27 protein-coding genes are annotated in these 25,249 nt (G+C 71.5%); 8 read left to right on the top strand and 19 right to left on the bottom strand.

Annotated elements, in window-relative coordinates:
- Window positions 1-5: 5 nt before the first annotated feature.
- From DNK56_RS23620 to DNK56_RS23595, 6 genes are all read right to left on the bottom strand, one after another.
- Entirely contained in the window at window positions 6-899 is an 894-nt protein-coding gene (locus DNK56_RS23620; protein WP_111337861.1) for a JmjC domain-containing protein, read from the bottom strand.
- Window positions 900-965: 66 nt separating this feature from the next.
- Window positions 966-1,196, bottom strand: coding sequence for a DUF397 domain-containing protein (locus DNK56_RS23615; protein WP_111337860.1), 231 nt, complete (start codon window positions 1,194-1,196; stop codon window positions 966-968).
- A gap of 181 nt (window positions 1,197-1,377) precedes the next feature.
- On the bottom strand, window positions 1,378-1,572 hold the full coding sequence (locus DNK56_RS23610; RefSeq protein ID WP_111337859.1) for a DUF7848 domain-containing protein: 195 nt from the start codon (window positions 1,570-1,572) through the stop codon (window positions 1,378-1,380).
- On the bottom strand, window positions 1,569-1,805 hold the full coding sequence (locus DNK56_RS23605) for a hypothetical protein (RefSeq protein WP_111337858.1): 237 nt from the start codon (window positions 1,803-1,805) through the stop codon (window positions 1,569-1,571). Before DNK56_RS23605 ends, DNK56_RS23610 begins: the two co-directional genes overlap by 4 nt.
- Window positions 1,806-1,899: 94 nt before the next feature.
- A complete protein-coding gene (locus DNK56_RS23600) occupies window positions 1,900-3,135 on the bottom strand; it encodes a helix-turn-helix domain-containing protein (RefSeq protein ID WP_111337857.1) in 1,236 nt (411 codons plus the stop codon).
- Between the two features lie 249 nt (window positions 3,136-3,384).
- Window positions 3,385-3,858: a hypothetical protein gene (locus DNK56_RS23595; protein ID WP_146610436.1), complete on the bottom strand. Its 474-nt coding sequence runs from the start codon at window positions 3,856-3,858 to the stop codon at window positions 3,385-3,387.
- A gap of 178 nt (window positions 3,859-4,036) precedes the next feature.
- Between DNK56_RS23595 and DNK56_RS23590 the strand changes: the two genes are divergently transcribed.
- The gene (locus DNK56_RS23590; protein ID WP_111337855.1) at window positions 4,037-4,810 is read left to right on the top strand and encodes a transposase; all 774 of its coding nucleotides are present in this window, start codon (window positions 4,037-4,039) and stop codon (window positions 4,808-4,810) included.
- 166 nt (window positions 4,811-4,976) lie between these two features.
- Window positions 4,977-6,140, top strand: coding sequence for an IS4 family transposase (locus DNK56_RS23585; protein WP_111329449.1), 1,164 nt, complete (start codon window positions 4,977-4,979; stop codon window positions 6,138-6,140).
- Between the two features lie 467 nt (window positions 6,141-6,607).
- Here DNK56_RS23585 and DNK56_RS23580 read toward each other — a convergent pair whose 3' ends face one another.
- From DNK56_RS23580 to ilvA, 4 genes are all read right to left on the bottom strand, one after another.
- Complete coding sequence (locus DNK56_RS23580) at window positions 6,608-7,414, bottom strand: ABC transporter permease (RefSeq protein ID WP_111337854.1); 807 nt, start codon at window positions 7,412-7,414, stop codon at window positions 6,608-6,610.
- Window positions 7,411-7,620, bottom strand: coding sequence for a hypothetical protein (locus DNK56_RS36190; protein ID WP_241990064.1), 210 nt, complete (start codon window positions 7,618-7,620; stop codon window positions 7,411-7,413). The genes DNK56_RS23580 and DNK56_RS36190 overlap by 4 nt, the downstream gene beginning before the upstream one ends.
- Window positions 7,617-8,603: an ATP-binding cassette domain-containing protein gene (locus DNK56_RS23570; protein ID WP_111337853.1), complete on the bottom strand. Its 987-nt coding sequence runs from the start codon at window positions 8,601-8,603 to the stop codon at window positions 7,617-7,619. The genes DNK56_RS36190 and DNK56_RS23570 overlap by 4 nt, the downstream gene beginning before the upstream one ends.
- A 104-nt stretch (window positions 8,604-8,707) precedes the next feature.
- On the bottom strand, window positions 8,708-9,937 hold the full coding sequence (gene ilvA, locus DNK56_RS23565) for a threonine ammonia-lyase (RefSeq protein WP_111337852.1): 1,230 nt from the start codon (window positions 9,935-9,937) through the stop codon (window positions 8,708-8,710).
- 155 nt (window positions 9,938-10,092) lie between these two features.
- On the opposite strand from ilvA, the gene DNK56_RS23560 reads away from it, so the two are divergent.
- Genes DNK56_RS23560 through DNK56_RS23550 form a run of 3 tightly spaced genes read left to right on the top strand, consistent with a single transcriptional unit; the run spans window position 10,093 to window position 11,416 of the window.
- A complete protein-coding gene (locus tag DNK56_RS23560; protein WP_111337851.1) occupies window positions 10,093-10,623 on the top strand; it encodes a MarR family winged helix-turn-helix transcriptional regulator in 531 nt (176 codons plus the stop codon).
- Between the two features lie 56 nt (window positions 10,624-10,679).
- Window positions 10,680-11,174, top strand: a complete 495-nt coding sequence (locus DNK56_RS23555) for a sigma factor-like helix-turn-helix DNA-binding protein (RefSeq protein WP_111337850.1) — start codon at window positions 10,680-10,682, stop codon at window positions 11,172-11,174.
- The gene (locus DNK56_RS23550) at window positions 11,171-11,416 is read left to right on the top strand and encodes a hypothetical protein (RefSeq protein ID WP_111339514.1); all 246 of its coding nucleotides are present in this window, start codon (window positions 11,171-11,173) and stop codon (window positions 11,414-11,416) included. Before DNK56_RS23555 ends, DNK56_RS23550 begins: the two co-directional genes overlap by 4 nt.
- Before the next feature lie 33 nt (window positions 11,417-11,449).
- Here the strand turns inward: DNK56_RS23550 and DNK56_RS23545 are convergent, their stop codons facing one another.
- Complete coding sequence (locus DNK56_RS23545) at window positions 11,450-12,595, bottom strand: cystathionine gamma-synthase (RefSeq protein ID WP_111337849.1); 1,146 nt, start codon at window positions 12,593-12,595, stop codon at window positions 11,450-11,452.
- Window positions 12,596-12,660: 65 nt separating this feature from the next.
- On the opposite strand from DNK56_RS23545, the gene DNK56_RS23540 reads away from it, so the two are divergent.
- Together DNK56_RS23540 and msrA are read left to right on the top strand one after the other, a co-directional pair.
- On the top strand, window positions 12,661-13,767 hold the full coding sequence (locus DNK56_RS23540) for a hypothetical protein (protein ID WP_111337848.1): 1,107 nt from the start codon (window positions 12,661-12,663) through the stop codon (window positions 13,765-13,767).
- 349 nt (window positions 13,768-14,116) lie between these two features.
- The gene (msrA, locus tag DNK56_RS23535; RefSeq protein ID WP_111337847.1) at window positions 14,117-14,782 is read left to right on the top strand and encodes a peptide-methionine (S)-S-oxide reductase MsrA; all 666 of its coding nucleotides are present in this window, start codon (window positions 14,117-14,119) and stop codon (window positions 14,780-14,782) included.
- 78 nt (window positions 14,783-14,860) lie between these two features.
- Here msrA and gdhA read toward each other — a convergent pair whose 3' ends face one another.
- The 3 genes from gdhA to DNK56_RS23515 all read right to left on the bottom strand — a co-directional run bounded on the left by gdhA (window position 14,861) and on the right by DNK56_RS23515 (window position 18,449).
- On the bottom strand, window positions 14,861-16,240 hold the full coding sequence (gene gdhA / locus DNK56_RS23530) for an NADP-specific glutamate dehydrogenase (RefSeq protein WP_111337846.1): 1,380 nt from the start codon (window positions 16,238-16,240) through the stop codon (window positions 14,861-14,863).
- A gap of 360 nt (window positions 16,241-16,600) precedes the next feature.
- The gene (locus tag DNK56_RS23525) at window positions 16,601-16,972 is read right to left on the bottom strand and encodes a DUF1330 domain-containing protein (RefSeq protein WP_111337845.1); all 372 of its coding nucleotides are present in this window, start codon (window positions 16,970-16,972) and stop codon (window positions 16,601-16,603) included.
- Between the two features lie 202 nt (window positions 16,973-17,174).
- Window positions 17,175-18,449, bottom strand: a complete 1,275-nt coding sequence (locus DNK56_RS23515; protein WP_111337844.1) for a L,D-transpeptidase — start codon at window positions 18,447-18,449, stop codon at window positions 17,175-17,177.
- Window positions 18,450-18,841: 392 nt separating this feature from the next.
- Between DNK56_RS23515 and DNK56_RS23510 the strand changes: the two genes are divergently transcribed.
- Window positions 18,842-19,129 (top strand): hypothetical protein, encoded by a 288-nt coding sequence (locus tag DNK56_RS23510; RefSeq protein ID WP_111337843.1) that lies wholly within the window; start codon window positions 18,842-18,844, stop codon window positions 19,127-19,129.
- A 3-nt stretch (window positions 19,130-19,132) separates the two neighbouring features.
- On the opposite strand, the gene hutH is transcribed toward DNK56_RS23510, so the two are convergent.
- The 5 genes from hutH to DNK56_RS23485 all read right to left on the bottom strand — a co-directional run bounded on the left by hutH (window position 19,133) and on the right by DNK56_RS23485 (window position 25,198).
- Window positions 19,133-20,683: a histidine ammonia-lyase gene (gene hutH / locus DNK56_RS23505; protein WP_111337842.1), complete on the bottom strand. Its 1,551-nt coding sequence runs from the start codon at window positions 20,681-20,683 to the stop codon at window positions 19,133-19,135.
- A gap of 126 nt (window positions 20,684-20,809) precedes the next feature.
- Window positions 20,810-21,973 (bottom strand): GGDEF domain-containing protein, encoded by a 1,164-nt coding sequence (locus DNK56_RS23500; RefSeq protein WP_111337841.1) that lies wholly within the window; start codon window positions 21,971-21,973, stop codon window positions 20,810-20,812.
- An 85-nt stretch (window positions 21,974-22,058) separates the two neighbouring features.
- Entirely contained in the window at window positions 22,059-22,871 is an 813-nt protein-coding gene (locus DNK56_RS23495) for an enoyl-CoA hydratase/isomerase family protein (protein ID WP_111337840.1), read from the bottom strand.
- Between the two features lie 120 nt (window positions 22,872-22,991).
- Window positions 22,992-24,173 carry an adenylate/guanylate cyclase domain-containing protein gene (locus tag DNK56_RS23490; RefSeq protein ID WP_111337839.1) on the bottom strand — a complete coding sequence of 394 codons (1,182 nt, stop codon included), beginning with the start codon at window positions 24,171-24,173 and terminating at the stop codon, window positions 22,992-22,994.
- Window positions 24,174-24,334: 161 nt separating this feature from the next.
- Entirely contained in the window at window positions 24,335-25,198 is an 864-nt protein-coding gene (locus DNK56_RS23485) for a biotin--[acetyl-CoA-carboxylase] ligase (RefSeq protein ID WP_111337838.1), read from the bottom strand.
- Between the last annotated feature and the right edge of the window lie 51 nt (window positions 25,199-25,249).

Below are 25,249 nucleotides of genomic sequence, written 5' to 3'. Positions count from 1 at the left end.
GCTCGTCATCGTGCTGCACTTGTGGCCGCCTTCCGTGCAAGTTCGGCCACTTCTTCGGAATTCTGGAGTAACAGGGCTCCGAGGAGATAGTTACGCGTCCACTCGATGGCCGAGTCCGGGGCGGACAGCAGTGCGGCGGGCGTGATCTCGGCTCGGAGCGCGGGGTCGACGATGGCCTGGGCGAGGATCTCTTCCGCCATACGCTCGGCAAGCCAGTGGAAGGTTCGCTCCTTCAGGGCGAAGGTCAGGTGGAGCGATGTCTCGTCGCCCTCCGTGTAAGGCGCGTGGACATAGCCGCGGGGCAGCCAGAACACATCGCCGGGCTCCAGGGTGAACGAGTGGACCGGCTTCGTGTTGGCCAGAAAGTGCCGCTCGTCGGACGTGAAGCCCCGCTCCAGGAAGTTTCCGTGTTCCCTCATCGGGTTCTTCACGAACGGTCGATGCAACGGCCACGTCTTCCGCCCGGCAAGCTGCACGATGAGCGTGACGTACGGGTCGTAGTGGTACTTCAGCCCCTGCGAGCCCGCCGGCGTCATGTACGCGTTCACGTGCGCGAGGCAGCCGGTCTCTTCCTGGATCTGCTCCTGGAGGACCCGGAGCGACGGCTTGACCGTCTGGAGCTGCCGGACGGAGATCGTACCCCCGTCGTTCAGATGCGCCCGGACTGCCCCAGGGCGCGGCATCTCGCCGTCGATGTAGGTGTACCGCTCCATGACCTTGCCGTCCTTGATCAGGACGACGTTGCGGGCAGCTAGGCACTCATGATCCACGAGGCTGTTGACCTCGTCGATCGTCAGCAGCTTCGTGAAGTCGTGCGGGTTCCTGCGGAAGAGGAGCGGCTGCGTGGGCCACTCCTCCAGGATCTGAGGGACGTTGTCGACCAGGTCAGCAAGCGGCATCTGGCGCTCCTTGTGTGAGTCGAACGATGGCGGGGCCCGAGCTGGCTGCGCGGGCCCCGTGGAGCGTCAGGCGGAGGCGTTCTGGGCGAGCCAGCCCCTCGCGAACGTGGTGATCTCCTCGGCCGTCATGCGCAGTTCGCGGCCGGCACCCTCGGGCTTGCTGTCGCCGAGGGAGTACCCGCCGCCCGCCAGCTCGGCGAGGGTGAGGCAGCTCTCCATGTTGCCGTCGTTGTCCGTACCGCCCGCGCAGAAGGAGGCATACGGGCCGGAAACCTGCTGCTCGTACAAGTTCGCCATTACTCTTACTCCCGTCTCTGTCACTGATGGGGACTTGCAACCCGCCCCGGTCACCACTCGACCTGTCCAGGGTTTCGATACGACCGGGGCGGGGGGCTTGGTAGCCGACCACGAGGACGAAGCCGACCGAGCCCGCGATCGTCAGGGCGAGGATCGGGCCGGCCGCTCGGGCCATCAGCCGCTAGATCACTAGTGCGCTCCGGGCTCGGCGTTCCTGCAGGTACGCCAGGGGCGGGTTCACCCAGTCCTGCGAGGGCTCAGGCGCCTCGGGGCAGACGGCGCAACCGAGCTTGTACGTGACCGGCTCGGCGTCCGGCTCCCGGTCCGGAGTGAGGGTCCACGTGACATGCCGGACGACGACACTGACCGGGCTCATACTCGGTTCCTGGACCAGAAGTTGGCGACCGCGACGCGGGCGCTGAGCATCTCCGCGCGGGTCAGCGGTCGAAGGTCGTCCGGGTCGGGCTCCCAGTGAGTGTCACTGGACAGCGCGTGTAAGCGGAACGGACCCTCTGGAGAGCGCTGAACGATCCCGATGCGGCCGGTCTCCGTGTCTCTCATGACCGAGCCGATCTCGATGCGGGGCTCGGCTTGCTGGTTGCTCGCCATAACGACGAAGTTACAAAGGGTAGCGAAACCCGGCCAGGCACGCCCCGTAGCAGTTTGCTGACGGGACGTCCGGAAGTGCCATGGACCGTGGTAGTTACCCGGCTACGCCCAGGTGAACGGCCATATCGCGCATGTCCTGAGTCAGCGTGCGCTTACGACGTTCGAGGATGTCCGTCATGATGTACCGGGCCATCGCCTGATGCCGCAGCCACTCCGGGGACGCGTTCTTGATGGTGCTCAGCTCGTCCATCGCGTCCTGGTGGGAGCCGAGCTTCGCGTGAGCCCTGGCAACGTCCAGGCGGTGACGGTCCCAGTTGTTCGCGCTCGGCCGGCCGAACCTCTTCAGCCCCTTCGAGCCGACCGGACCGTCATCCGCTTTGCGAAGCACTCCGCGGAAGTCCCCCACCAGGGACAGGTCTTCGATCGCCTTCGCCTCCGCCGTCACCGGGCCGAACGTGGTCCAGTGCTCACGGAAGTTGACGTGTTCTACGTCCAGCGCGCTGGCAGCCGTGGCCGTCATGCGCCGGGCCTGCTTCGCGATGTCGGGCCGGTTGTTCCGGATAGCAGAGGAAGCCACCCGCTGAAGCAGCTCACCCCACAGAGCCAGCTCGCCGGCCGTGGCTGATGACATGCGCGGCTCGATCTCCTCGGCCGTGACGGTGGCCAGGCGCTCAGCCTCGTCGAACCGGTCCTGCCGAAGGAGCAGCCAGGCCATGCCGACGACGCCAGTAGCGGCGATGTGCTTCTTGTCCGTCTCGCGGGCGTCCCTGATGCCCAGGGAGAGGGCGTGATACGCCATGTCGTAGCGCCTGACCTGCGTCAGGTACTTGCCGGCCAGCAGGAAGGCGCTGGCGCGTACGACGATGGCCTTCTCGCGAGCCTTGCCTTCCTCGGCGAGGGAGACGGCAGCCTCGGCGGAACGAAGGATGGCAGGGAGCTTCTTGGCCACGCTGTCGTAATGGTCGGCGTGATAGAAGGCATGGCTGTCGTCGATGTCCCGCTGGATCGAGGAGAGGGTCGGCGCCTGGTCCTCCTCGACGATCACCTCTCGCAGCCCGACCGGCGGCATGAGTGCACGGCGCAACTCAGACAGTTTCGGGCCATCGCCTGTGCTCGCATGGATCGGGTCGGGCGCCTCGGTCGCGAAGAGGCTGGACGTGGTGGTGCCCAGAGCGCGCGCGAGCATGTGAAGCGTCTCGACCTGGACGTTGCCGCCCTGCTCCACCTTGCGGACGACACCAACGGACAGCCCGGCTTCTTCGGCGAGCCCTTCCTGGCTCAGGCCCACCCGGCGGCGATGGTTACGGATGTTCTCAGACAGCGACGACATCGAATCACCTCTACATCAGCGTATGCCCTGGCGCGGCATGGCGAAGTCCCCTTCAAGGTGCAGTTGAAGGGGACTTCACATGACCGTTGCCTACACCGCGGCCTGACTCGGCTCCACGGGCAGCTCGAACGGCAGGAGCTGTTCGAACTTGTCAGGTTGCGGAGTCGTGCCGACCTCGACGTAAGGCTCGGCATCCGGAATCGGATAGGGGCAGCTCGAAGGAGTACGCGGACGGCCCGAAGAAGAGGTTCAGACATTGAGGGACTCGTCCAGGTGGTCCAGTGCGCCAGGCTTGTCCCTGCGGGGCTTGTCGCCTCCACCGCCACCCTGTACGACCACGACGTTCCGGTCCTTTCCCGGGGCGCCGGGCGTAGCCTTCGGCTTCGCCGCAGCCTTGTGCTTCGGTCCGGACCTGGGTTCGGCCTTCATCGAGGCGCCCTTGCCGGACGCCGGAGTGCCCGGCGTCCGGCTTGCGGGCTTGGCGGCTGTCTGCGCTTCCAGGTTCTCGCCGTCCGCGTCCGGGGCCACGGGTGGACGCACCGCCGGGGTCTGAGCGGGCTGGACGATCGCGTCCCCCTGCTCGACAACGACTGTGGCCGGGACGGCGGTCTCGTCGGCATCGGGGGCAGCGCGGTCCGCACACTGATCCGAGATCGAGGCATCGTCAAGGCTGACGCTCGGCGACTGAACGTCGTCATGCTGCGGTCCGCGGATTCCCGCCACAGCTAGCCAGGACATCTCGAACGCCAGTGGTGCGGCGCCTGTGACTGTTCCTGTCCGGCCAGTCTTCCTTCGGTGGTGTTCAGGCGTAAGCGCCCCCTGAGAAGATTGGTGCAGAGTTCAAGTACCCCGCCCTAGAGGTTGTCCCGTAACTGCTGGCCAGAGGTGAGATGATCTTGCTGTGGCTGGTGTGATCACGGCGTCGGAGCCCTCCTGGATAGGCCCGTTCACCGGGCTGAGCCCTCGGCAGTTCAGCAAGCTGGTCACCGCGCTGCGGCGCGAGGGGGCCGACCCGGTCCGCAGGGGCCGGCCGTGGTCGCTGCCGTTGGAGGACCGGGTGCTGCTGGTGGCCGCGTACTGGCGCACCAACCTCACCGTGCGTCAACTCGCCCCGCTCTTCGGCGTATCGAAGTCGGCGGCCGACCGGATCGTCGCCCACCTCGGGCCGGCTCTCGCCCTCCATCCCCGGCGGCGGTTCCGCAAGGAGGCCGTGCTCATCGTGGACGGCACGCTGGTCCCCACCCGCGACCGGACCGTGGCCGCCTCCAGCAAGAACTACCGCTACTCCACCAACCACCAGGTCGTCATCGACGCCGACACCCGCCTCGTGGTCGCCGTCGGCCGACCGCTGCCCGGCAACCGCAACGACTGCCGGGCCTGGCAGGACTCCGGTACGAAGGCCGCCGTCGGCACCACCCCCACGGTGATCGCCGACGGCGGCTACCGGGGCACCGGGCTGACCATCCCGCACTACCGCCGGCACAAGGACGAGGAACTACCGCCCTGGAAGGAGGAGCACAACGCCTCCCACCGCAGGGTCCGGGCCCGCGTCGAGCACACCTTCGCCCGCATGAAGAGCTGGAAGATCCTCCGCGACTGCCGCCTCAAAGGCGACGGCGTCCACCACGCCATGCTCGGCATCGCCCGCCTGCACAACCTCACCCTCACCGGATGACAGGCAAACAAGCAGGTCATCCTGCACGTCTCAGATCATTTACGGGACAACCTCTAGGAACACACCCGACACCCCAACGTCGCTCGCTTAGTTCATGATCGCGTAGAGTCTCGGTCTTGTGCCGAGAGATCACATAGTTGGTGAGACGTACCCGGAGCGGGTCCGGATGGGGGTGCTGTCGCGTACGTTCACGCCCGAGCTGGTCGACTTCGTGGTCGATGAGGCGGGGGCGCGCGAGGAGCGGACCCGGTCGTTGCCGGCCCGGCTGATGGTGTATTTCGTCCTGACGATGTGGCTGTTCAGCGGTGACGGATACGGCCTGGTGCTGCGGGAGTTGGTGGAGCACTGGCCGCGCCGGGCGCGGGAGGTGTGGCGTCCGGCGCGCACGGGGTCTCTGACAACGGCGCGGGCCCGGCTGGGTGCGGGGCCGCTGCGACTGCTCTTCGACCGGGTCGCCGGTTGCACCGGCACTGCGGCCACGCCGGGGGCTTTCTGGCGCGGGCTGCGGCTGACCTCCATGGACGGCACACTGCTGGACGTTCCTGACAGCGAGGCGAACGCTGCCGCCTACACCCGTGCCTCCAACGGAAATCGGCCTGGACCGTACCCGCAGGTGAGGCTCCTCGCGCTGGTGGAGTGCGGCACGAAGGCGTTGATCGGTGCGGTCTTCGACTCCTTCGCCGTCGGCGAGCGCACCTTGGCCGCCCGCCTCCTGGTGCACCTGCGGGAAGGCATCCTGTTGATGGCCGACCGGGGCTTTCCAGCCTATGAGCTGTGGCGGGCAGCCGCGGTCACCGGGGCCGAACTCCTGTGGCGGGTCTCGGATTCCTTCACCCTGCGGCCGCATGAGGTTCTGGCCGACGGCACCTTCCTCACCCGCCTGAACGGGCCGCGCGGCGCCCGGATCACCGTGCGCGCCGTGGAGTACACCGTGGTCACCACCACGATCGGCGCGGACGGCGACAGTGAGGAGACCTCGGAGCTGTTCTGCCTGATCACCACGCTCCTGGACCCCGAGGCGGCACCCGCCGCAGAGCTGGCAGAGCTGTACACCGCCCGCTGGACCAGCGAGACGATCTTCAAGCACATCAAGATCGAACAGCGGGGAGGACGCACCGCGACCCTCCGGTCCAACAGTCCCGCCATGGTCGAGCAGGAACTGTGGGCCATGCTCTGCGTCTACCAGGCCGTACACGACCTGGCCGTGGACGCCGCCCACCACGCGAACCTCCCCGTCTCGCACATCAGCTTCAAGAACACCCTCGCCGCCGCCCGACGTTCCGTCGGCGCGGACTTTCCCCCCTCGGCAACTGGCCGCCAGGATCCGTGACATCCAGGCCGACCTGACCCGCGAGGCCGTCCGTCCCCGCCCCGGACGTGCCGCACCCCGCGCCACCAAACGCAGCACCACCGGATACCGCACCCTCAAACCGGACGAGCCCGCCACCACCAAGGTCACCCACACGATCAGCCTCTCGCTCTTCCCCGAAGAACGACGACCACGCAAGCCGCGGGCGAAGCCGAGACCCCTGCAACTCGCCCCGCAGGAAACGACGTCACCGACACTCAAAGACATGGCGACGGCCATCTAATAGAGCGACGTTGCCCGACACCCTGGTCGGAATTAATATTCCACTTTTCTGCGCCCCACCCAGGAGGCCTGCCGACCAGCGACCACCCCGACCCGATAAGAACATATGTTCGGTCGCGTTTCGAAGAAAATGGGCCCCCTATGAACGAAAGACCCGGAGCAGGATGAACGTCCTGACTCCGGGCCTGTCGGCTGTACGACCCCTACTAGCTGTCGGCCTTGCGGTACTTCCGAACGGCCAGGGTGCGGAACACTGCGATGATCACCACGGACCAGATGATCGACGCCCACACGGGGTGTTGCATCGGCCAAGCCGAGGACTGCGAGACGCCCGGGTTACCAAAGAGCACGCGGCACGCCTGCACGGTGGCGCTGAACGGGTTCCAGTCCGCTACGTGCCGGAGCCAGGGCGTCATCATCCCGGTGTCCACGAACGCGTTCGAGATGAACGTCACCGGGAACAGCCAGATGATCCCGCCCGAGGTCGCGGCCTCCGGGGTACGCACGGACAAGCCGATCAGGGCGCCGATCCAGGTGAAGGCGTACCCCAACAGAAGCAGCAGCCCGAAGGCGGCGAGGACCCGGCCGGCGTTGGTCGGCTCCGCCGAGCCCGTGCGCCAGCCTACGATCAGCGCGACGATCGCCAGGACGAGCAGGGTGATGCACGTCTGTACGAGGTCGGCGACGGTCCGGCCGGTGAGCACCGCGCCCCGCGCCATCGGGAGGGACCTGAAGCGGTCGACGAGGCCCTTCTGCATGTCGTCGGCGATCCCGGCAGCCGACCCCGCAGTGGCGAAGGTGACGGTCTGCGCGAAGATGCCGGCCATCAGAAAGTTCTTGTAGACGTCCGGGTCGGTCGTGCCCCCGACGCTCATCGAGCCGCCGAAGACGTAGGTGAACAGCACCACGAACATGACTGGCTGAATGACCCCAAAGAGCAGCATCTCTGGAATCCGTGACATCCGAATGAGGTTCCTGCGGGCGATGACCAGACTGTCCGCTGCGCTGCTCACTGCGTCCCCTTCGTCGTGGCGCTCACGCGCAGGTCATGACGTCCCACCGAGTTGAACTGAAATCCACCTGAGCGAAGACGATTCGGGATCCGGGTCATGCGGATGAGGTTGCGCTTGCCGATGATCAGCGAGTCGCGGGCCGACTGGCCGATGCCGCCGCCCGGGCGGGGGGCGCTCGTGGGGGCGGTTTCGCTGTGGGCGCTCATTTCTCCGTCTCCGATTCGGGGGTCTCGGCTTCGGTCTTCTCCTGTTCGGCAGCGTGCCCGGTGAGGGAGATGAACACGTCGTCGAGGGTGGGGCGGCGCAGCCCGATGTCGTCGATCTCCACGCCGCGCGCGTCCAGGTCGCGGATGACCTCGGCGAGGAGCTTGGCACCGCCGTCGACCGGGACCGTCAGCTTGCGCATGTGCGGGAGGACGGCGGTCTCGCCCTTGCCGACGCGGGCCAGGACCGCGCGGGCCGGTTCGATCTGGTCGGGGTGGTGCACGACGACCTCGACGCGCTCGCCGCCGGTGCGGGCCTTGAGCTGGTCGGAGGTGCCCCGGGCGATGACCCGGCCGTGGTCGATGACGCAGATGTCGTGGGCGAGGTGGTCCGCCTCCTCCAGGTACTGCGTGGTCAGCAGCAGCGTCGTGCCGCCGGCCACCAGTTCCTCGATGACCTCCCAGAGCTGCTGGCGGTTGCGCGGGTCGAGGCCGGTCGTCGGCTCGTCCATGAACATGACCGGCGGGGAGACGACGAGCGCCGCCGCGAGGTCGAGGCGGCGCCGCATGCCGCCGGAGTACGTCTTGGCGGGGCGGTCCGCCGCGTCGGCCAGGTTGAACCGGTCCAGCAGCTCGCCCGCCCGCGCCTTCGCCGCGCGCCCGCTCATCTGGTAGAGCTGGCCGACCATCCGCAGGTTCTCGCGGCCGGTGAGGTATTCGTCGACGGCGGCGAACTGGCCGGACAGCCCGATGGAGCGCCGCACCTCGTTGGGCCGCTTCAGCACGTCGATCCCGGCGACGGAGGCGCTGCCGCTGTCGGGCCGCAGCAGGGTCGTCAGGACGCGTACGGCGGTCGTCTTGCCGGCCCCGTTGGGGCCGAGGAGTCCGAGGACGGTGCCTTCCGGCACGTCGAGGTCGACGCCGCCCAGGGCTCGCACGTCTCCGAAGGTCTTGACGAGCCCTTCGGCATGGATGGCGCCTGGCATATGGGATTCCCCCAGTGCGTTCGGTTGGCTACCTCTCAGACCCCAGATCCTAGGTTTCCCGGTGGTGCGATGCCCGGTAAAACACACAAGCCGACCGCGCGCGTTCAGCCCATCACCCGGTACCCGGCGTCCCGCAGCGCCGCCTTCACGTCCTCGCAGTGCTCGGGGCCCTTGGTCTCCAGGTGCAGCTCCACCTCCGCCTCGGTGAGGCCGAGCCGGGGTTCGGTACGGGCGTGGCCCACGTCCAGGACGTTGGCGTCGGCCACCGACAGCACGCCCAGCAGCGTGGCGAGCGCGCCCGGCCGGTCCGTGAGGCGCAGCCGCAGGCTGAGGTAGCGGCCGGCCGCCGCCATGCCGTGGGTGAGGATGCGCTGCATCAGCAGCGGGTCCACATTGCCGCCGGAGAGCAGCGCGACGACGGGTCCGTGGAACGCCTTCGGGTCCGCGAGCAGGGCGGCGACCGGGCTGGCCCCGGCGGGTTCGACGACCATCTTGGCCCGCTCCAGGCAGAGCAGCAGGGCGCTGGAGAGCTGGTCCTCGGAGACCGTGCGGACCTCGTCCACCAGGTCCCGGACCAGGCCGAACGGCACGTCGCCGGGGCGGCCGACCTTGATGCCGTCCGCCATGGTCTGGAGGGAGCCGATGGAGACGGGGCGGTCGGCCGCCAGCGAGGGCGGGTAGCAGGCGGCGCCGGCCGCCTGTACACCGACGATCCGCACGTCGGGCCGGACCGCCTTGACCGCGACGGCGATCCCGGCCGCGAGCCCGCCGCCGCCGACCCCGACGACGATGGTGCGGACCTCGGGGCACTGGTCCAGGATCTCCAGGCCGACGGTGCCCTGTCCGGCGATGATGTCGGCGTGGTCGAAGGGGTGGATGAACACGGCCCCGGTCTCGCGCGCGTACTCCTGGGCGGCGGCCAGGGTCTCGTCCACGACGGTGCCGTGCAGGCGCACCCGCGCCCCGTACTCGCGGGTGGCGGCGACCTTCGGCAGCGGCGCCCCGACCGGCATGAAGACCGTGGCGCGTACGCCCAGGAGCGCGGAGGCGAGCGCGACGCCCTGCGCGTGGTTCCCGGCGCTCGCGGCGACGACGCCCGCGGCGCGTTCGACCGGGGTGAGCCCGGAGATGCGTACGTAGGCGCCGCGCAGTTTGAACGAGCCCGTCCGCTGAAGGTTCTCGCACTTGAACAGGACGGGCGCGCCCACCAGACCGGACAGATGACGGCTGCCCTCCAGCGGCGTGACCCTGGAGACCCCGGAGAGCATCTTCTGCGCACCCCGTACGTCGTCGAGGATCACCGGGGGAAAGCTGCCGGGCGACGGGAAGTTCATACCGCAAGTCTTGCAGCTCCCGGGGGCCCCGGCCGCCGCTCGACCGGGCGCCCTGCGCCGAAGTCCGCAGGTTTGTGCAGCACTGGTACACGTTGCCCCGTGGCCGCGTACTCTGTCCCCCACCCATCCGTCACATACGAAGAGAGCCCCCGGCCATGCCCCCACAGGACATGACGACTGTCTCGTCTCCTTCCCGGGGCGCCGCCCCGGAAAATCCGGGTCCCGAGCACGTCCTCGACACACTCCAGCACCAGGTGGCGGTCTTCGCCCGCCGCGCCGAGCAGACCCGGCTCGGCGGGGTGGGCCAGGTGCGCAACTCCATGGACCGGGCGGCGTATCTGCTGCTGAACCGGCTGGACCTGGAAGGGCCGATGGGCGTCAAGGCGCTGGCGGCCGGGATGGGGATCGACTCCTCGACGGTGACCCGGCAGGTGGCGCCGCTGGTGGACACCGGTCTGGTGAAGCGGACTTCGCATCCGGAGGACGGCCGGGCGGTCGTGCTCCAGCTCTCGCCGCGCGGCCAGGCCCGGCTCGACGAGGTCCGCAGTTCGCGGCGGGAGTTGATGTCGCAGGTGACGGACGGCTGGACCGAGGAGGAGCGGGACACCTTCTGCGCGCTGCTCACCCGGTTCAACGGCGCGCTGGCCGCCCGTCAGGCGGCGCACCAGACGACGCAGGCGGGCTGAAGGGCCGCCGGGCGCCGGGGGTTGACCGGGAGCCCGGCGCGCGTTCGGATGAGCGGGTGCGGGAGTTCCAGGCGGGCCGGGAGCGCAGCCGCGCCCACGGCTTCGATGCGTTCGTCGCGGGCGCGGCCGGCCGTCTGCTGCACACGGCCACGCTGCTGACGGCCGAACCTGCGGACGGGCCGGGCGCCAATCCGCGTGCCCGGCGCCTGCTGACGGCCTCGCTGGCCCGGACGTTCGCCGACTGGGAGCGGCTGCGCGGGGAGGACCCGTACAACCGCACCCGGCAGGATCTGGCGGCCCGGTTCGCCCGTGCGGCGTGGCGCCACCATCGCCCGCGCGGCGGCCTGCTGGACCGGCTGACCCCGCAGGAGCGCCTCGTCCTGGTGCTGCGGCTGTACGAGGGGGTGCCGGAGGAGCAGACGGCGGCCCTGCTCGGGCTCGGGCGGGACCGGGTGCGCGCCGTCTGCAACCGCTCGGTGGCCACGATGTGCGGCACCCGGAACCCGGCCCCGCGCCGGGGGGCCGGCCGGCTCCCGGGGGCCGCGCCGTGAGCGGCGCCGGGCGCCGCGAGGAGCAGGTGCGGCGGATGCTGGAGGGCCCGCGTCCGCAGGTGCCCGCCGAGCTGGCGGCGCGGGCTGCCCGGCGGGGCGGCCGGCTGCTGCGGCGCCGGAGGCTGCTGCGCCGGCTGGGCCTGCTGCTGCTGGTCGCCGGGGTGGCGGCGTTCACGGTGTGGGCGCTGGTGGCCCGGCCGTGGGAGGCGCCGCCCGCGACGACGACGCCGGCGGGCTGGTGAAGGGGCCGGCGCGGACCGGCCCCTCCTGGTGGCTCAGCCGAGCGCCTGGGTGAGGTCGGCGAGCAGGTCGTCGGCGTTCTCGATGCCCACGGAGAGGCGGACCAGGTCGGCCGGGACCTCCAGCGGGGAGCCGGCCGCCGAGGCGTGCGTCATGCGGCCGGGGTGCTCCAGGAGCGATTCGACGCCGCCCAGGGACTCGCCCAGGGTGAACAGCTTCGCCCGGTCGCAGACCTCGACGGCCGCCTGCTCGCCGCCCTCGACGCGGAAGGACACCATGCCGCCGAAGGCGCGCATCTGCTTGGCCGCGATCTCGTGGCCCCGGTGCTCGGGCAGGCCGGGGTAGAGGACCTGGGTGACCTTGGGGTGCCGGGTCAGCAGCTCGGCGACCTTGGTGGCGTTCTCGCTGTGGCGGTCCATGCGGACGGCGAGCGTCTTGATGCCGCGCAGCACCAGCCAGGCGTCGAAGGGCCCGGCGACCGCGCCCATGGCGTTCTGGTGGAACACCAGCTCGTCGGCCAGGTCCTGGTCGTCGGTGATCAGCGCGCCGCCGACGACGTCGGAGTGGCCGCCCATGTACTTGGTGGTGGAGTGCACCACGACGTCGGCGCCGAGCGCCAGGGGCTGCTGGAGGTAGGGGCTGGCGAAGGTGTTGTCGACGACGAGGCGGACCCCCGCGGTGCGGGCGACCTGGGCGACGGCCTCGATGTCGGTGATGCCGAGCAGCGGGTTGGACGGGGTCTCCACCCAGACCGCCTTGGTGCGCGGGGTGATCGCGGCCCGGACCGCCGCCACGTCGGAGGTGTCGGCGACGGAGAACTCGACGCCCCAGCGGGCCGCGACCTTCGAGAACAGCCGGAAGGTGCCGCCGTAGGCGTCGTTCGGGATGACCACGTGGTCGCCGGGGGTCAGCAGCGTACGGAGCAGGCAGTCCTCGGCGGCGAGGCCGGAGGCGAAGGCGAGTCCGCGCCGGCCGCCCTCCAGGGCGGCGAGGTTCTCCTCCAGGGCGGTACGGGTCGGGTTGGCGCTGCGGCTGTACTCGTAGCCGCCGCGCAGCCCGCCCACGCCGTCCTGCTTGTACGTGGACACCTGGTAGATGGGCGGAACAACCGCGCCGGTGAGGGGGTCGGCGGTGTTCCCCGCGTGGATCGCACGGGTTTCGAAGCTGTGCTGGTCGCTCATGGAGCGAGCGTAGTTCCTCACGAGGGGGCTGACGGTCCACCCTGCCGTCCGGGGACAATGGGGGTATGGAGATTCTGTTGTTCCTGCTCGCGCTGTGCCTGCTGGCCGCCGTCCTCGGCCCCTATGTGATGCGCCGGCGCGGGGGCGGCATCCGGCTGGCCGCTCCCGGCTCGCCCGACGCCGCCGATCCGCAGGACTACGGCTTCGCGCGCCAGGAGGAGCTGGACGTGCGGACGCCGGGCCCGGACCGGGACCTGATCGACGTGCTGGAGGTCGTGCAGGGGACGCAGGAGTGGCGGGCCGCGTCCCAGCTGCTGGCCGGGACGCCGAAGGAGGGCGAGCTGCGCCGGCAGCGGGTCCAGGCGTTCGCCGGGGCGGCGTCGCTGGAGCTGCTGGCGCGGCCGGGCGCCGGCGGGGCGTGGCTGCGCAAGTGGCGGGCCGAGGCGCCGAAGGACGCGGGCGCGGCGGCGGTGCACGCGGAGTTCCTGGTGCAGCAGGCGTGGCGCTCGTCCACGGCGGGTACGGACGACTTCCGGATTCTCCTGGACGAGGCCCGTACGGTGATCGGCGAGGCGGCCCTGCTGTCGCCCGGCGACCCGGTGCCGTACATCACGGAGCTGGCGGTGGCCCGCGGACTGGGCTACCGGGCCGAGGAGTTCGACCGGCTCTGGGCGAAGATCATCGACCGGGCGCCGGCGCACATGGGCGCGCACATCGCGGCGCTGCACTTCTGGAGCGAGCGGTGGCACGGTTCGCGCGAGGACGCGGACCACTTCGCGACGGCCGCCGCGGCCCGCGCCCCGCAGGGTTCGCTGCTGGCCGCGCTGCCGCTGTTCGCGGTCTACGAGCATCTGCCCGAGGTGAATCTGGTGCGCGGCTTCTACGAGAGCCAGGTGGTGACGCGGGCCGTGGAGGGCGCGATGTTCGCGGTGCACGCGGCGCGGCCGGACGACCCGATGCTCGCGCAGGTGCGCCATCTGCTGGTGCTGTTCCTGGTGCGGATGGAGCGCTGGGCGGAGGCGGTGCACCAGGTGGTGCACATCGACGGCTATGTCGGCGCGCTGCCGTGGACGGCGAGCGAGGACCCGGCCGCCGAGTACACGGTGTACCGGGCGCTGGCGGTCGCGGGCTACGAGGCGAACGGCGGCAGCCCGGCGACGCTGCCGCGCTAGGGGGTGTCCGGCGGCCGGGGCCCTCCCGGATCGGCGGCGTCTGTGCGACGGTGGAGCCCCGTCCCGCACTCCCCTCGTCCCGCACTCCCCGCCGTCCCGCACTCCCCGCCGTCCCGCACTTCCCGCCGTCCCGCACTCCACAGCAAGGACAGATGCACCGTGGCACGCCTGATACCGCTGGTTCTGATCGGCCTCGGCCTCTACTTCTGGTTCAAGGCCCGCAAGCGCGCCGCCGCCTACGTGGACGCCGCCGAGCGGGGCGAGGACAGGCCCTGACCCGAGGCGCCGGAATCCGCGGCGCGCCCGGCGCGTTGTACGGACAGCACGCCGACCCAGGAGGAGCCCCCGCATGTTCCCGCACCGCCGCACCCCGCAGCTCCCCACCCGCGAGGAGGCCCTGCGCGGCCGTCCCGTCCCCGAGTTCACCGTGCCGTCCCGGCACACCGTGCTCGGCAACCCGCTGCTCGGCCCCTACCCCGAGGGGCTGGCGGTCGCGGACTTCGCGCTGGGCTGTTTCTGGGGCGCCGAGCGCAAGTTCTGGCAGACGGACGGCGTCTGGACGACGCTCGCCGGCTACCAGGGCGGCTACACGGAGAATCCCGCGTACGAGGAGGTCTGCTCGGGCCTGACCGGGCACACGGAGGCGGTCCGGGTCGTGTTCGACCCGTCCGTCGTCTCCTACGGCGAGCTGCTGAAGCTGTTCTGGGAGTCGCACGACCCGACCCAGGGCTTCCGCCAGGGCAACGACGTCGGTACGCAGTACCGTTCCGCCCTCTACACCCACTCCCCCGAGCAGGCGGCGGCCGCGGCGGCCTCCCGCGAGGCGTACCAGCGGGTGCTCACGGCCGCCGGGCACGGCGAGATCACCACGGAGATCCTGCCGGCCGAGGGGCGTACGTTCTGGCCCGCCGAGCCGGGCCACCAGCAGTACCTGGACAAGAACCCGGCCGGCTACTGCGGCATCGGCGGCACGGGCGTGTCCTGCCCGGTGGGCGTGACCCGCGCCGAGGGCTGACCGCCGTACCGCGTGGAAGAACGGCGCAACGGCCGGGAGAGGCGCTCTCCCGGCCGTTGTGCGCGTCGTGCGACCCGGTCAGATCAGGCCCTGGGCCAGCATCGCGTCCGCGACCAGCTCGAAGCCGGCGATGTTGGCGCCGACGACGTAGTTGCCGGGGCTGCCGTACTTCTCCGCGGTGGTGAAGCAGGAGTTGTGGATGTGGCGCATGATCTCCGCCAGGCGCTGCTCGGTGTGGGCGAAGGTCCACGAGTCGCGCGAGGCGTTCTGCTGCATCTCCAGGGCGCTGGTGGCCACGCCGCCCGCGTTGGCCGCCTTGCCGGGCGCGAAGGCCACTCCGGCGTCCTGGAAGACGCGGACGGCCTCGGGGGTGGTGGGCATGTTGGCGCCCTCGGCGACGGCCTTGACGCCGTTGCGCACCAGGGTGAGCGCGTCGGCCTCGTGCAGCTCGTTCTGGGTGGCGCAGGGCAGCGCCACGTCCACGGGGACGTTCCAGACGCCGGCGCCCTCGACGTACTTCACGTGGGCGCCGCGCCGCTCGGCGTACTCGGAGATGCGGCCGCGGCGCTGCTCCTTGATCTCCTTGAGCAGGTCGAGGTCGATGCCCTTGTCGTCGACGACGTAGCCGCCGGAGTCGGAGGCGGTGACGACGGTCGCGCCGAGCTGCTGGGCCTTCTCGATGGCGTAGATCGCCACGTTGCCGGAGCCGGAGACGGCGATGCGCTGGCCGTCGAGGGACTCGCCGCGGCTGCGGAGCATCTCCTCGGTGAACATGACGCAGCCGTAGCCGGTCGCCTCGGTGCGGACGAGGGCGCCGCCCCAGCCGAGGCCCTTGCCGGTGAGGACGCCGGACTCGTAGCGGTTGGTGATCCGCTTGTACTGGCCGAAGAGATAGCCGATCTCGCGGCCGCCGACCCCGATGTCACCGGCGGGGACGTCGGTGTACTCGCCGAGGTGGCGGTGCAGCTCGGTCATGAAGGACTGGCAGAACCGCATGATCTCGGCGTCCGAGCGGCCCTTCGGGTCGAAGTCCGCGCCGCCCTTGCCGCCGCCGATGGGCATGCCGGTGAGGGCGTTCTTGAAGATCTGCTCGAAGCCGAGGAACTTCACGATGCCGAGGTTGACCGAGGGGTGGAAGCGCAGCCCGCCCTTGTAGGGGCCGAGCGAGCTGGAGAACTCGACGCGGAAGCCGCGGTTGACGTGGATGTCGCCCGAGTCGTCCGCCCACGGCACCCGGAAGATGAGCTGGCGCTCCGGCTCGCATATGCGCTCGATGATCCGGGCGTCCACGAACTCCGGCCGCTGGGCCAGCACCGGGCCGAGGGTCTCCAGGACCTCCCGGACCGCCTGGTGGAACTCCTTCTCGCCCTGGTTGCGGCGGAGGATCTCGGCGTACAGCGGCTCGATGATGCGGTGCTCGGCGGTGTGGGAGGTGGCGGAGTCAGGGGTGACCGACATCTGATCAAGACCTTCCATGGGTCGTCTCATACGCGGGGCGCCCCCGTCCCGAGGGGCGCCAGGTCCCCCCTCCCCATTGAGGGCGTCGCCGGAACATCGCGCTTACCGTCTCGCGACTGCGGCGTACAGGACCGTCGTGGCGTATCGATTCTCCCAGTGGGTCGGCCCTCCGGCCCCTGCCATCCACATGGTGATCCCGCGTGCGGATGCCTCCGACCCGGCCAACGGCCTTGTGCGAGGCCGTATCCGGGCATGATTGGCCGGGTTGGTGCCCTGCCGGCGAACCCCCCGAAGTGGTGAACCTCACAGTCGCCCGGCCTCGACTGTGAGGTCCCGGACGGCGGCGAGCGCCCCCGCGCGCTACTCCACCGGGGTGACCCCGGCCGCCGCCGCCCGCAGCGCGGCGGCCGTCGCGGAGGGGTCGTAGTCCGGCGCCACGCCCTCGACGAACACCACGTCACCGGCCATGCTCCGGGTCCGCAGCGGGACCAGCTCCTGGTAGGCCGGTGAGCCGTACCAGGCACGCGCCTCGGCCATACCGGGGAAGCGGAGGACGACGACCCCGCCGGGCCACTCGCCCTCGATCACCTCGACCGGGCTGTTGTGGACGAGGAACCGGCCGCCGTAGGGGTCCATGGTCGGCTGGATGCGGTCGATGTAGTCGATGACCTCGGCGTCGGGGCGGCCCTGGGGGTACTGGGGGTACAGATGCGCGATGGCGTAGGCGGTCATGGCGTGCCCTCCGGTTCGTACGGCGGTCCGTTCGGCTGATGGGTTCCATGCTGCCGGGGGGCGCCGGGGGCGTCGATTACCCGTGAGGTCATGGCCGGGGCGGCGGTGGGCGGGGCGCGCGTGTACGCCGAAGGCGGCGGCACCGGTCGTGGTGCCGCCGCCTTCGGCGTACGGGGTGGGGGGGGCGCGGCGCGCCGGCCGGTCAGGCGGCGGAGCCCGCCGTCCACTCGGCCCAGCTCATGTTCCAGCCGTTGAGGCCGTTGGAGGGCTGGATCGTCTTGTCCGGGGAGTTCTTGACGATGACGACGTCACCGATCAGCGAGTTGTTGTAGAACCAGGCGCCGGGCTGGTTGGCGTCACCGGCGCCCTTGACGTCGGCGAGGCCCACGCAGCCGTGGCTGGTGTTGGCCTTGCCGAAGATGCCCTTGCCCCAGTAGTTGCCGTGGATGAAGGTGCCCGACGTGGACAGCCGCATGGCGTGCGGCACGTCCTTGATGTCGTACTCGCCCTTGCCGTCGTCGTCCGTGAAGCCGACGGTGGCGCCGTTCATCCGGGTCTCCTTGTACTTCTCGGAGATCACCATCTGGCCGTTGTACGTGGGGTTCTCGGGCGAGCCCGCGGAGATCGGGATCGTCTTGATGGTCTTGCCGTCGCGGGTGACGGTCATCATGTGGGTCTTGGCGTCCACGGTGGAGACCTGGCTGCGGCCGACCTTGAAGGTGACCGTCTTCTGCTGGACTCCGTAGACGCCGTCCGCGCCCTCGACGCCGTCCAGGGACAGCTTCAGCGTGACCGTGGAGCCGGCCTGCCAGTACTCCTGGGGGCGCAGGTCGAGGCGCTGGGAGTTGAACCAGTGGCCGACGACTTCCTGGCCGCTGCTGGAGGTCACCTGGATGCCGTTCTGGACGGCCTTGGTGTCGGTGATCGGCTTGTTGAAGTTGATCGAGACCGGCATGCCGACGCCGACCGTGGAGCCGTCCTCGGGGGTGAAGTTCCCGATGAAGCTGTTGGCGGGCGAGACGGTGGTGAAGGAGGAGTTCTCGTGCGCCTCGCGGTTCTTGGCGTCCTTGGCCGTGGCGCTGATCCGGTACGTGGTCGAGCGCTCCAGCTGGCCGTCGGGCTGCCAGCTGGTGCCGTCCGCGGCCATGGTGCCCCGGACGCTCTTCCCGTCCTTGGTGGTCATGACGACGGACGTCAGCTTGCCCTTGGTGACGGTGACCTTGGCGGCGTTGTTGATGCTCGCGTTGGTCGCGCCGTTCTTGGGCGAGATGGCTATCTGCGCCTCGGAGGTCTCCTCGGCCGCCGCCTTGTCCACGTCGGCCGCCTGGGACTTCGAGCTCGCGGGGCTGGGACCGCCCGTGTCGCCGCTGCCGCCGTCGTCGTTACAGGCCGAGAGCACCAGTACGCCGCCGAGCAGTGCGGACGCGGCCACCAGGCCCTTGCGCCGCTTGCTGTCCCTCATCACACGCTTCTCCATCGTTGCCGAATTCCCCGAAAACCCCGGACAAGGCCGCCCAGCGGCGAATCCCCGTCAATGTTCCAAGAACCCCTTGTACGGGATTCCCGTTCCACGTGCGTCGAATGTGTGGGGAACACCACTCATCGACGCCGTACCGGGGGCGGTGGTTCCCGCGTCCGCGGCAGGGATCGGCGCCGGTCCGCGCTCCGGCCCGCCGGGGGCGGCGGGGCCTTTTTCCCGCAGCTCCGGCCCGCCGTTCGGCGGCACCGCAGCCGTCGGCCTCCCTCCCATTGTGCGGGACGCCCGGCCGGCTTCCCGAACGCTCCCTCCACGCCTTCCGCGCGCCCCCCGGTACTCACTAGCATCGGCGGCGATCCGTATTCCCGGTCGACGCAAGGGGGACCGATTCCGTGGCCATCGCCCGCCGCCCGCTCCTGACCGCCATCACCGCCGGGGCGCTGCTGTGCGCCCTGTGGTTCGTCCCCTCGGCCAACGCCTCGGACGATACGGGCGCCGCCTCCGGCGCGGCCGGCGGTGCCGCGGCGAGCGGTGACGTCCCGGGGTCCGCCGCGCTCGCCGAGACGGGCGGGGGCCCGGACTCCACGCCGTATCTGCTCGGCGGCACGGCCTTCCTGGGCATGGGCGCCGGCCTGGTGGCGTACTCCGCGCGCCGGACGGGCCCGCGCCCCGCCCTGTGACGGTCAGGCCAGCGGACCGGTGACCGGCTCCACGGCGGCGATCAGCCCGCCCGCCCGTACGAAGGCGTCGGTGGCGGCCAGGTCCGGCGCCAGGAAGCGGTCCGGTCCGGGGCCCTCCACGCCCGCCGCGCGCAGCGCCTCGATGGCGGCGCGGGTGGCCGGGGCCGGGGTGAGGCCCTGCTGGGCGCGCAGCTCGACGGCGCGGGTGGCGGCGTACAGCTCGACGGCGACGATCCGGGCGAGGTTGTCCACGGCGGTGCGCAGCTTGCGCGCGGCCGACCAGCCCATGGAGACGTGGTCCTCCTGCATCGCGGAGGACGGGATGGAGTCGGCGGAGGCCGGAACGGCGAGCCGCTTCATCTCGCTGACGAGGGCTGCCTGGGTGTACTGGGCGATCATCAGGCCGGAGTCCACGCCCGCGTCGTCGGCCAGGAAGGGCGGCAGCCCGTGCGAGCGGTTCTTGTCGAGCAGCCGGTCGGTGCGGCGCTCGGTGATCGAGCCGAGGTCGGCGGCGGCGATGGCCAGGAAGTCCAGGACGTACGCGACGGGCGCCCCGTGGAAGTTCCCGTTGGACTCCACCCGCCCGTCCGGAAGGACCACCGGGTTGTCCACGGCTGCGGCCAGCTCGCGGTCGGCGACGGTCGCGGCGTACGCGAGGGTGTCCCGGCCCGCCCCGTTGACCTGCGGTGCGCAGCGCACCGAGTAGGCGTCCTGGACGCGCGGCGCGTCGTCCTGGTGGTGACCGGTGAGCCCCGAGCCCGCGAGGACCCGCAGCATGTTGTCGGCGCTGGCGCCCTGGCCGGGGTGCGGGCGGATGGCGTGCAGCTCGGGGGCGAGGACCCGGTCGGTGCCGAGCAGGGCCTCCAGGCTGAGGGCCGCGGTGATGTCGGCGGAGGTGTAGAGCGCCCGCAGGTCGGCGAGGGCCATGATCAGCATGCCGAGCATGCCGTCGGTGCCGTTGAGGAGGGCCAGGCCCTCCTTCTCGCGCAGCTCGACCGGGGTGATGCCGTGGGCGGCGAGGAGTTCCCCGGCGGGGCGTACGGTGCCGTCCGGGCCCTCCGCGTCGCCCTCGCCCATCAGCGTCAGCGCGCAGTGCGACAGGGGCGCCAGGTCGCCGGAGCAGCCGAGCGAGCCGTACTCGTGGACGACGGGCGTGATCCCGGCGTTGAGGACGTCGGCCATGGTCTGCGCGACCTCGGGCCGTACGCCGGTGTGGCCGGAGGCGACCGTCTTCAGCCGCAGGAACATCAGCGCCCGCACGACCTCGCGCTCGACGCGCGGGCCCATGCCGGCGGCGTGCGAGCGGACGATGTTGCGCTGGAGCCGGGCGCGCAGGTCCGGGCTGATGTGGCGGGTGGCCAGGGCGCCGAAACCGGTGGAGACGCCGTAGACCGGCTCGGGCTTGGCGGCGAGCGCGTCCACGATCTCGCGGGCGGCGGCCAGGGCCTCCACCGCGTCGCCGGAGAGCTCGACACGGGCGTTGCCGCGGGCCACGGCGACGACGTCCCGGGCGGTGGTGCCGGACGTCCCCAGCACGACTGTGTGCATATCCATATTCAGCAGCGTACGGACTGAAACCCTTCATGTCACCAGTGGTCGGCGGGTCGGCCCCTTACGCCGGAAACCGGCCCGGATTACGCGGGAAGCCGGCCCGGGTTACGCCGGACGCCGGCCCGGACGTCATGCCTCGGGGTGGCTGCCGCGCAGCCTGCGGCGGTCGTGCGGGGGCTTCGGCGGCGAGTCGGCGAGCCGGATGACCTCCCCGTCGCGCCCCGCCACCACCGGGCGGGCGGAGCGGGCCGCCTTCGCCCGGTACTGGGCCGCGTCCGCCAGCCGGAACAGCCGCCGGGCCGAGACGTCGGGGCCGATGGGGTCGCCGGTGGACGCCATCCCGCAGGCGACCCCGTTGCCGAGTTCGAGTCCGGCCGCGCGCTCGCACAGTTCGGTGGCGACGGCGACCACCTCGTCCGCCTCCGGTCCGGCGGCCAGCAGGCAGAACTCGTCGCCGCCGAGCCGGGCCGCCAGCGCGCCGGGCAGTATGGCCCCGCACCGGGAGAGCACTGAGCCGAATCGTTCCAGCAGCCGGTCGCCGACCGCATGGCCGTGGGTGTCGTTGACCCGCTTCAGCCCGTTCAGGTCGCACACCACCAGGCTGACCACCGCGCCGTCCGCCCGGTGCCGCTCCAGCGCCTCGTCCAGCCGCAGGTCCACGGCCCTGCGGTTGGCCAGCCCGGTCAGCGGATCGGTGAACGCGAGCTTGCGGACCTCTTCGAGGCGCTCGGTCTGGGCGAGCCCGGCGGCCACCACCGCGGCCAGCACCGTCGCGAAGTCGGCGTCCGCCCGGCCGAACACCGGCGCGCCCACCGGCCGCGCCACGTACAGCTCGCCCCAGGCCCGCCCGTGCAGCACGATCGGCGCGACCACGCAGCAGCCCCGGCCGCGCCGGCGCAGGGCCGCCACGCGCTGGTGGCAGTAGCCGGGCCCGTACCCGTGCGCGCCGCCGTCGCCGGGCTCCGGTCCCGCCGCGGTCTCCACCCAGGCGTCCGGCTCGCCGCCCCCGGCCCACCGCTCGTGCAGGAACTCGGTGATCTCCGGGAACCGGTGGACGGGGTAGACCTCCTCGTCGGGGAACTCCTCCTCGCCGTCGGCCCGCTCGCCCGCGTTGACCAGCACCCTGAGCCTGCCCCGGCCGCGCTCCCAGACCGAGAGCGCGGCGAAGCTGCCGCCCAGCGCCTCGCAGGCCCCCAGGGCCGCCGCTCGCCAGCACCCCCGGGGGGTGTGCGCCGCGGCCATCGTCTGCGCCAGCGAAACCACGGCCCGCAGCCGCGCGTCGTCACCACCCATTGTGCCAGTTTAGGGCGGTATGCACGAAGTGATCACCCGACGACTCCGGAGGGTGACCATTTCCGCTACGGACGGGCACCCGGGGTCACTCCCCGAGCCAGTTCGGCTTCCGCTTCTCGTTGAACGCGGCCACGCCCTCCGCCCGGTCCCCGGAGAAGGCCACCGACCGCCACGCGGAGTCCTCGACCTCCAGGCCGGCCCGCAGGTCGAGCCCGTACCCGAGCCGCAGCGCCCGCTTGGCCGCCCGCAGCCCCACCGGCGAGTTGCCCGCGATCCGGCCGGCCAGGGCCAGCGCCTCGGCCCGGTCCTCGCCGACCGCCACCAGCTCGTCCACCAGGCCCAGCTCCCGCGCCTCGGCGGCCTCCACCCGGCGGGCGGCGAAGATCAGCTCGGCGGCGCGGGCGGCACCGACCCGGCGGGGCAGCAGCTGGGTGCCGCCGCCGCCCGGAATGACGCCGACGGAGACCTCGGGCAGCCCCACCACGGCGGTCGCGTCGGCGACGATCAGATCGCAGGACAGCGCCAGCTCGAAGCCGCCGCCGAGCGCGAAGCCGTGCACCGCGGCGATCGTCGGCATCGGCAGCTCCAGCACCCCGGTGTAGGCGGCGCGCGCGGTGGGCCGCTGGCGCACCAGGTCGGCGTCGGTGAAGGAGTTGCGCTCCTTGAGGTCGGCGCCCACGCAGAAGGCCCGTTCATGGCTGGAGGTCAGCACGGTCACCCGTACGTCCCGGTCGGCGGCGAGCGCGTCGCAGGCGGCGGCGATCGAGCGGGCCATGTCCGTGGACACCGCGTTCATGGCCTTCGGCCGGTCGAGAACCAGCTCGGCGACGTGCTCCAGGCCCTCGTGGACCCGCACGACGACGAACTCCCCGTACCGCTGCTCGGACGTGACGGTCATGCTTGCACCCCTGTCGGTTAACGAGCGTTACCGCAGGAATCCTAGGGCTCAGCCCCGAAAGGGTGTCCGAAACGGGTCGGGGACGGGGTCCGGGACGGGTCGGGAAGCGGCCGGGACGGGTCAGGACGTGCCGCGGCGGGCCAGTAGCCAGGGTTCGACCACGCCGAGGCCGCGCACCGGGCGCTGCCACATCGGCTGGAGCCCGTAGCGGTACTTCGGCACCGGGGCCGGTTCCGCGTCCGGGCCCTCCTTCGCGGCGCGCTCGGCCGCCGCCGCGGCCTCCTCGGCGGCCCGCGCCTCCGAGACCGGGGCGTCCCCGGTACGCGTCAGCTCCTCGGCGAACGCCCCGTCGACCAGGACCGCGTCCTTCGGGGCTATCGAGGTCAGCCGGCTGGCGAGGTTCACCGTGGTGCCGAAGACGTCGCCCATCCGGGTGGTGACCGTGCCGAAGGCGATGCCGACCCGCAGCGCGGGCATGGTCTCGTCGGCGGTCATCGCCTCGATGAGCCGCAGCGCGATCTCGGCCGCGGTGCCCGCGTCGTCGGCGGCGAACAGGACCTCGTCGCCGAGGGTCTTGATCAGCCGGCCGCCGTGCGCGGCGACGAGGTCGGCGCAGGTGGTCTCGAAGGACTCGACCAGCTCGCCGAGCTCCTCCTCCTCCAGCCGGCGGGTGAGCCGGGTGAAGCCGACGAGGTCCGCGAAGCCGACGGCCAGGCGCCGGTCGACCATCTCCTCGTCGTCCGCCGCCTGCACGACCCGGCCGGTGGCGGCGGCGAGCTGGCGCCGCCACACGTACACCAGGAACTCCTCCAGCTCGGGCAGGAGCAGTTCGACCAGCGGGTAGGTGACCTCGGTGCGGGTCATGCCGGGCTCGGGGGGCTCGGTCAGGCCCTCCAGGAAGGAATCGATCTGCCATTCGGCCAGCCGGGCGGTGGTCTGCCCGGTCGAGCGGGCCACCTGGATCGCCATCGGCTCGCTGAGCAGCCCCGCCTCGACGAGACCGGAGAGCCGCCGCAGGGCCAGCACGTCCGCCTCGGTGAGCGCCTTGGCCTGCCCGATGTCCGCGAAGCCCATGGCCCGCCAGAAGCGGGAGGCCAGGTCCATCGAGACGCCGGCCGTGCGGGCCGCCTGGAAGGGCGTGTACCGCCGGTCGGCGCCCAGGATCAGCTGTTCCAGCCGGATCGCCAGGGGATCGTCGGTCGGTTCGGCCGTGTGGTCGACTTCGTGGTGCGGGGTGGTGTGCACCGAGGGGTCCGACGAATGCTGCGCACCATCGCCGGAGGTCGTGTCGTCGACGGTCACCAGCCGCCTCCTGCCCGTTCCCTGCGCACTGCCCTGCCGATCTGTCCGTCGGTGGATCACCTCAACGATACGGCAGGTGTGCCCTACCTCACGTCCGCACGGGCAGGTCCGGGGCCGGAGGCGGTCACGTGACCACCCCAGGGCCGGACCCCCGGACCCGCTCAGGTCAGGCCGCCCCCGGCTCCCCGCAGGTGCACGATGTCGCCCGCCGAGACCGGCTCGCGCAGCCCGTCCCCGGTGGCCAGGACCAGCCGCCCGTCGCCGTCCACGGCCACCGCCTCGCCGGTGAGCACCCGGTCGCCGGGGAGCTGGGCCCGTACCGCCTTGCCGAGGGTCGCGCAGCCCGCCGCGTACGCCTCCTGCACCCCGCTCGCGCGCGGGTCGCCGTTCGCGTCGCGCCAGCGCCCGTACCAGTGCTCCAGGGAGCGCAGGACGCCGCGCAGCAGCGTCTCGCGGTCGGTGGAGACCGCGCCGGCCAGGGCGAGGGACGCGGCGGTGGGGGCAGGCAGTTCGTCGGCGCGCAGCGAGACGTTGAGGCCGATGCCGATGACGACGCCGTCACCGGCGCGCTCGGCGAGGATGCCGCCGGTCTTGCGCTCCTCGCCCCCGACCGTGACCAGCAGGTCGTTGGGCCACTTCAGCGCCATGTCCACGCCCGCGGCGCGGGCCAGCCCGGTGGCGGCGGCGACGCCGGTGAGCAGCGGCAGCCAGCCCCACCGTTCGGGCGGTACGCCCTTCGGGGTCAGGTACACGGAGAAGAACAGGCCGGAGCGGGCCGGGGCGGTCCAGCTGCGCTCCAGGCGGCCGCGTCCGGCGGTCTGCTCCTCGGCGACGAGGACCGTGCCCTCGGCGAGCCCGGCCGCGCGGGCGGCGAGGTCGGTGTTGGTGGAGCCGGTGGAGTCGACCACGTCGAGGGCGGTCCACAGCGAGCCCTCCCGCAGCAGTCCGCGGCGCAGGGCGGGGACGTTGAGGGGTGGCCGGTCCAGGTCCGACCAACGGCTCCGTGGCGCATCCGAAGGTGTCATGCAAGCCACCCTAGGTGTGTCAAACGACGCACTGCCGAACGGTATCCGCGC

Origin of the sequence: Streptomyces sp. AC1-42W (genome assembly GCF_003248355.1) — a bacterium.
Lineage (GTDB): Bacteria > Actinomycetota > Actinomycetes > Streptomycetales > Streptomycetaceae > Streptomyces.
Note: the sequence above shows the minus strand (reverse complement) of the source record. Positions and strands in the feature narration are given on the sequence as shown.

Excerpts from the sequence above, each read along its gene's own strand:
- DNK56_RS23570 (WP_111337853.1), bottom strand. The coding sequence starts at position 8,603 with ATGCCAGGCGCCATCCATGCCGAAGGGCTCGTCAAGACCTTCGGAGAC.
- DNK56_RS23605 (WP_111337858.1), bottom strand. The coding sequence starts at position 1,805 with ATGGCGAGCAACCAGCAAGCCGAGCCCCGCATCGAGATCGGCTCGGTC.
- DNK56_RS36190 (WP_241990064.1), bottom strand. The coding sequence starts at position 7,620 with ATGAGCGCCCACAGCGAAACCGCCCCCACGAGCGCCCCCCGCCCGGGC.
- DNK56_RS23525 (WP_111337845.1), bottom strand. The coding sequence starts at position 16,972 with ATGACCGCCTACGCCATCGCGCATCTGTACCCCCAGTACCCCCAGGGC.
- DNK56_RS23585 (WP_111329449.1), top strand. The coding sequence starts at position 4,977 with ATGGGGGTGCTGTCGCGTACGTTCACGCCCGAGCTGGTCGACTTCGTG.
- DNK56_RS23540 (WP_111337848.1), top strand. The coding sequence starts at position 12,661 with ATGGAGATTCTGTTGTTCCTGCTCGCGCTGTGCCTGCTGGCCGCCGTC.
- ilvA (WP_111337852.1), bottom strand. The coding sequence starts at position 9,937 with ATGAACTTCCCGTCGCCCGGCAGCTTTCCCCCGGTGATCCTCGACGAC.
- DNK56_RS23615 (WP_111337860.1), bottom strand. The coding sequence starts at position 1,196 with ATGGCGAACTTGTACGAGCAGCAGGTTTCCGGCCCGTATGCCTCCTTC.
- DNK56_RS23600 (WP_111337857.1), bottom strand. The coding sequence starts at position 3,135 with ATGTCGTCGCTGTCTGAGAACATCCGTAACCATCGCCGCCGGGTGGGC.
- msrA (WP_111337847.1), top strand. The coding sequence starts at position 14,117 with ATGTTCCCGCACCGCCGCACCCCGCAGCTCCCCACCCGCGAGGAGGCC.
- DNK56_RS23620 (WP_111337861.1), bottom strand. The coding sequence starts at position 899 with ATGCCGCTTGCTGACCTGGTCGACAACGTCCCTCAGATCCTGGAGGAG.
- DNK56_RS23610 (WP_111337859.1), bottom strand. The coding sequence starts at position 1,572 with ATGAGCCCGGTCAGTGTCGTCGTCCGGCATGTCACGTGGACCCTCACT.
- DNK56_RS23515 (WP_111337844.1), bottom strand. The coding sequence starts at position 18,449 with ATGGAGAAGCGTGTGATGAGGGACAGCAAGCGGCGCAAGGGCCTGGTG.
- DNK56_RS23545 (WP_111337849.1), bottom strand. The coding sequence starts at position 12,595 with ATGAGCGACCAGCACAGCTTCGAAACCCGTGCGATCCACGCGGGGAAC.
- DNK56_RS23560 (WP_111337851.1), top strand. The coding sequence starts at position 10,093 with ATGCCCCCACAGGACATGACGACTGTCTCGTCTCCTTCCCGGGGCGCC.
- gdhA (WP_111337846.1), bottom strand. The coding sequence starts at position 16,240 with ATGTCGGTCACCCCTGACTCCGCCACCTCCCACACCGCCGAGCACCGC.
- DNK56_RS23500 (WP_111337841.1), bottom strand. The coding sequence starts at position 21,973 with ATGGGTGGTGACGACGCGCGGCTGCGGGCCGTGGTTTCGCTGGCGCAG.
- DNK56_RS23495 (WP_111337840.1), bottom strand. The coding sequence starts at position 22,871 with ATGACCGTCACGTCCGAGCAGCGGTACGGGGAGTTCGTCGTCGTGCGG.
- DNK56_RS23485 (WP_111337838.1), bottom strand. The coding sequence starts at position 25,198 with ATGACACCTTCGGATGCGCCACGGAGCCGTTGGTCGGACCTGGACCGG.
- hutH (WP_111337842.1), bottom strand. The coding sequence starts at position 20,683 with ATGGATATGCACACAGTCGTGCTGGGGACGTCCGGCACCACCGCCCGG.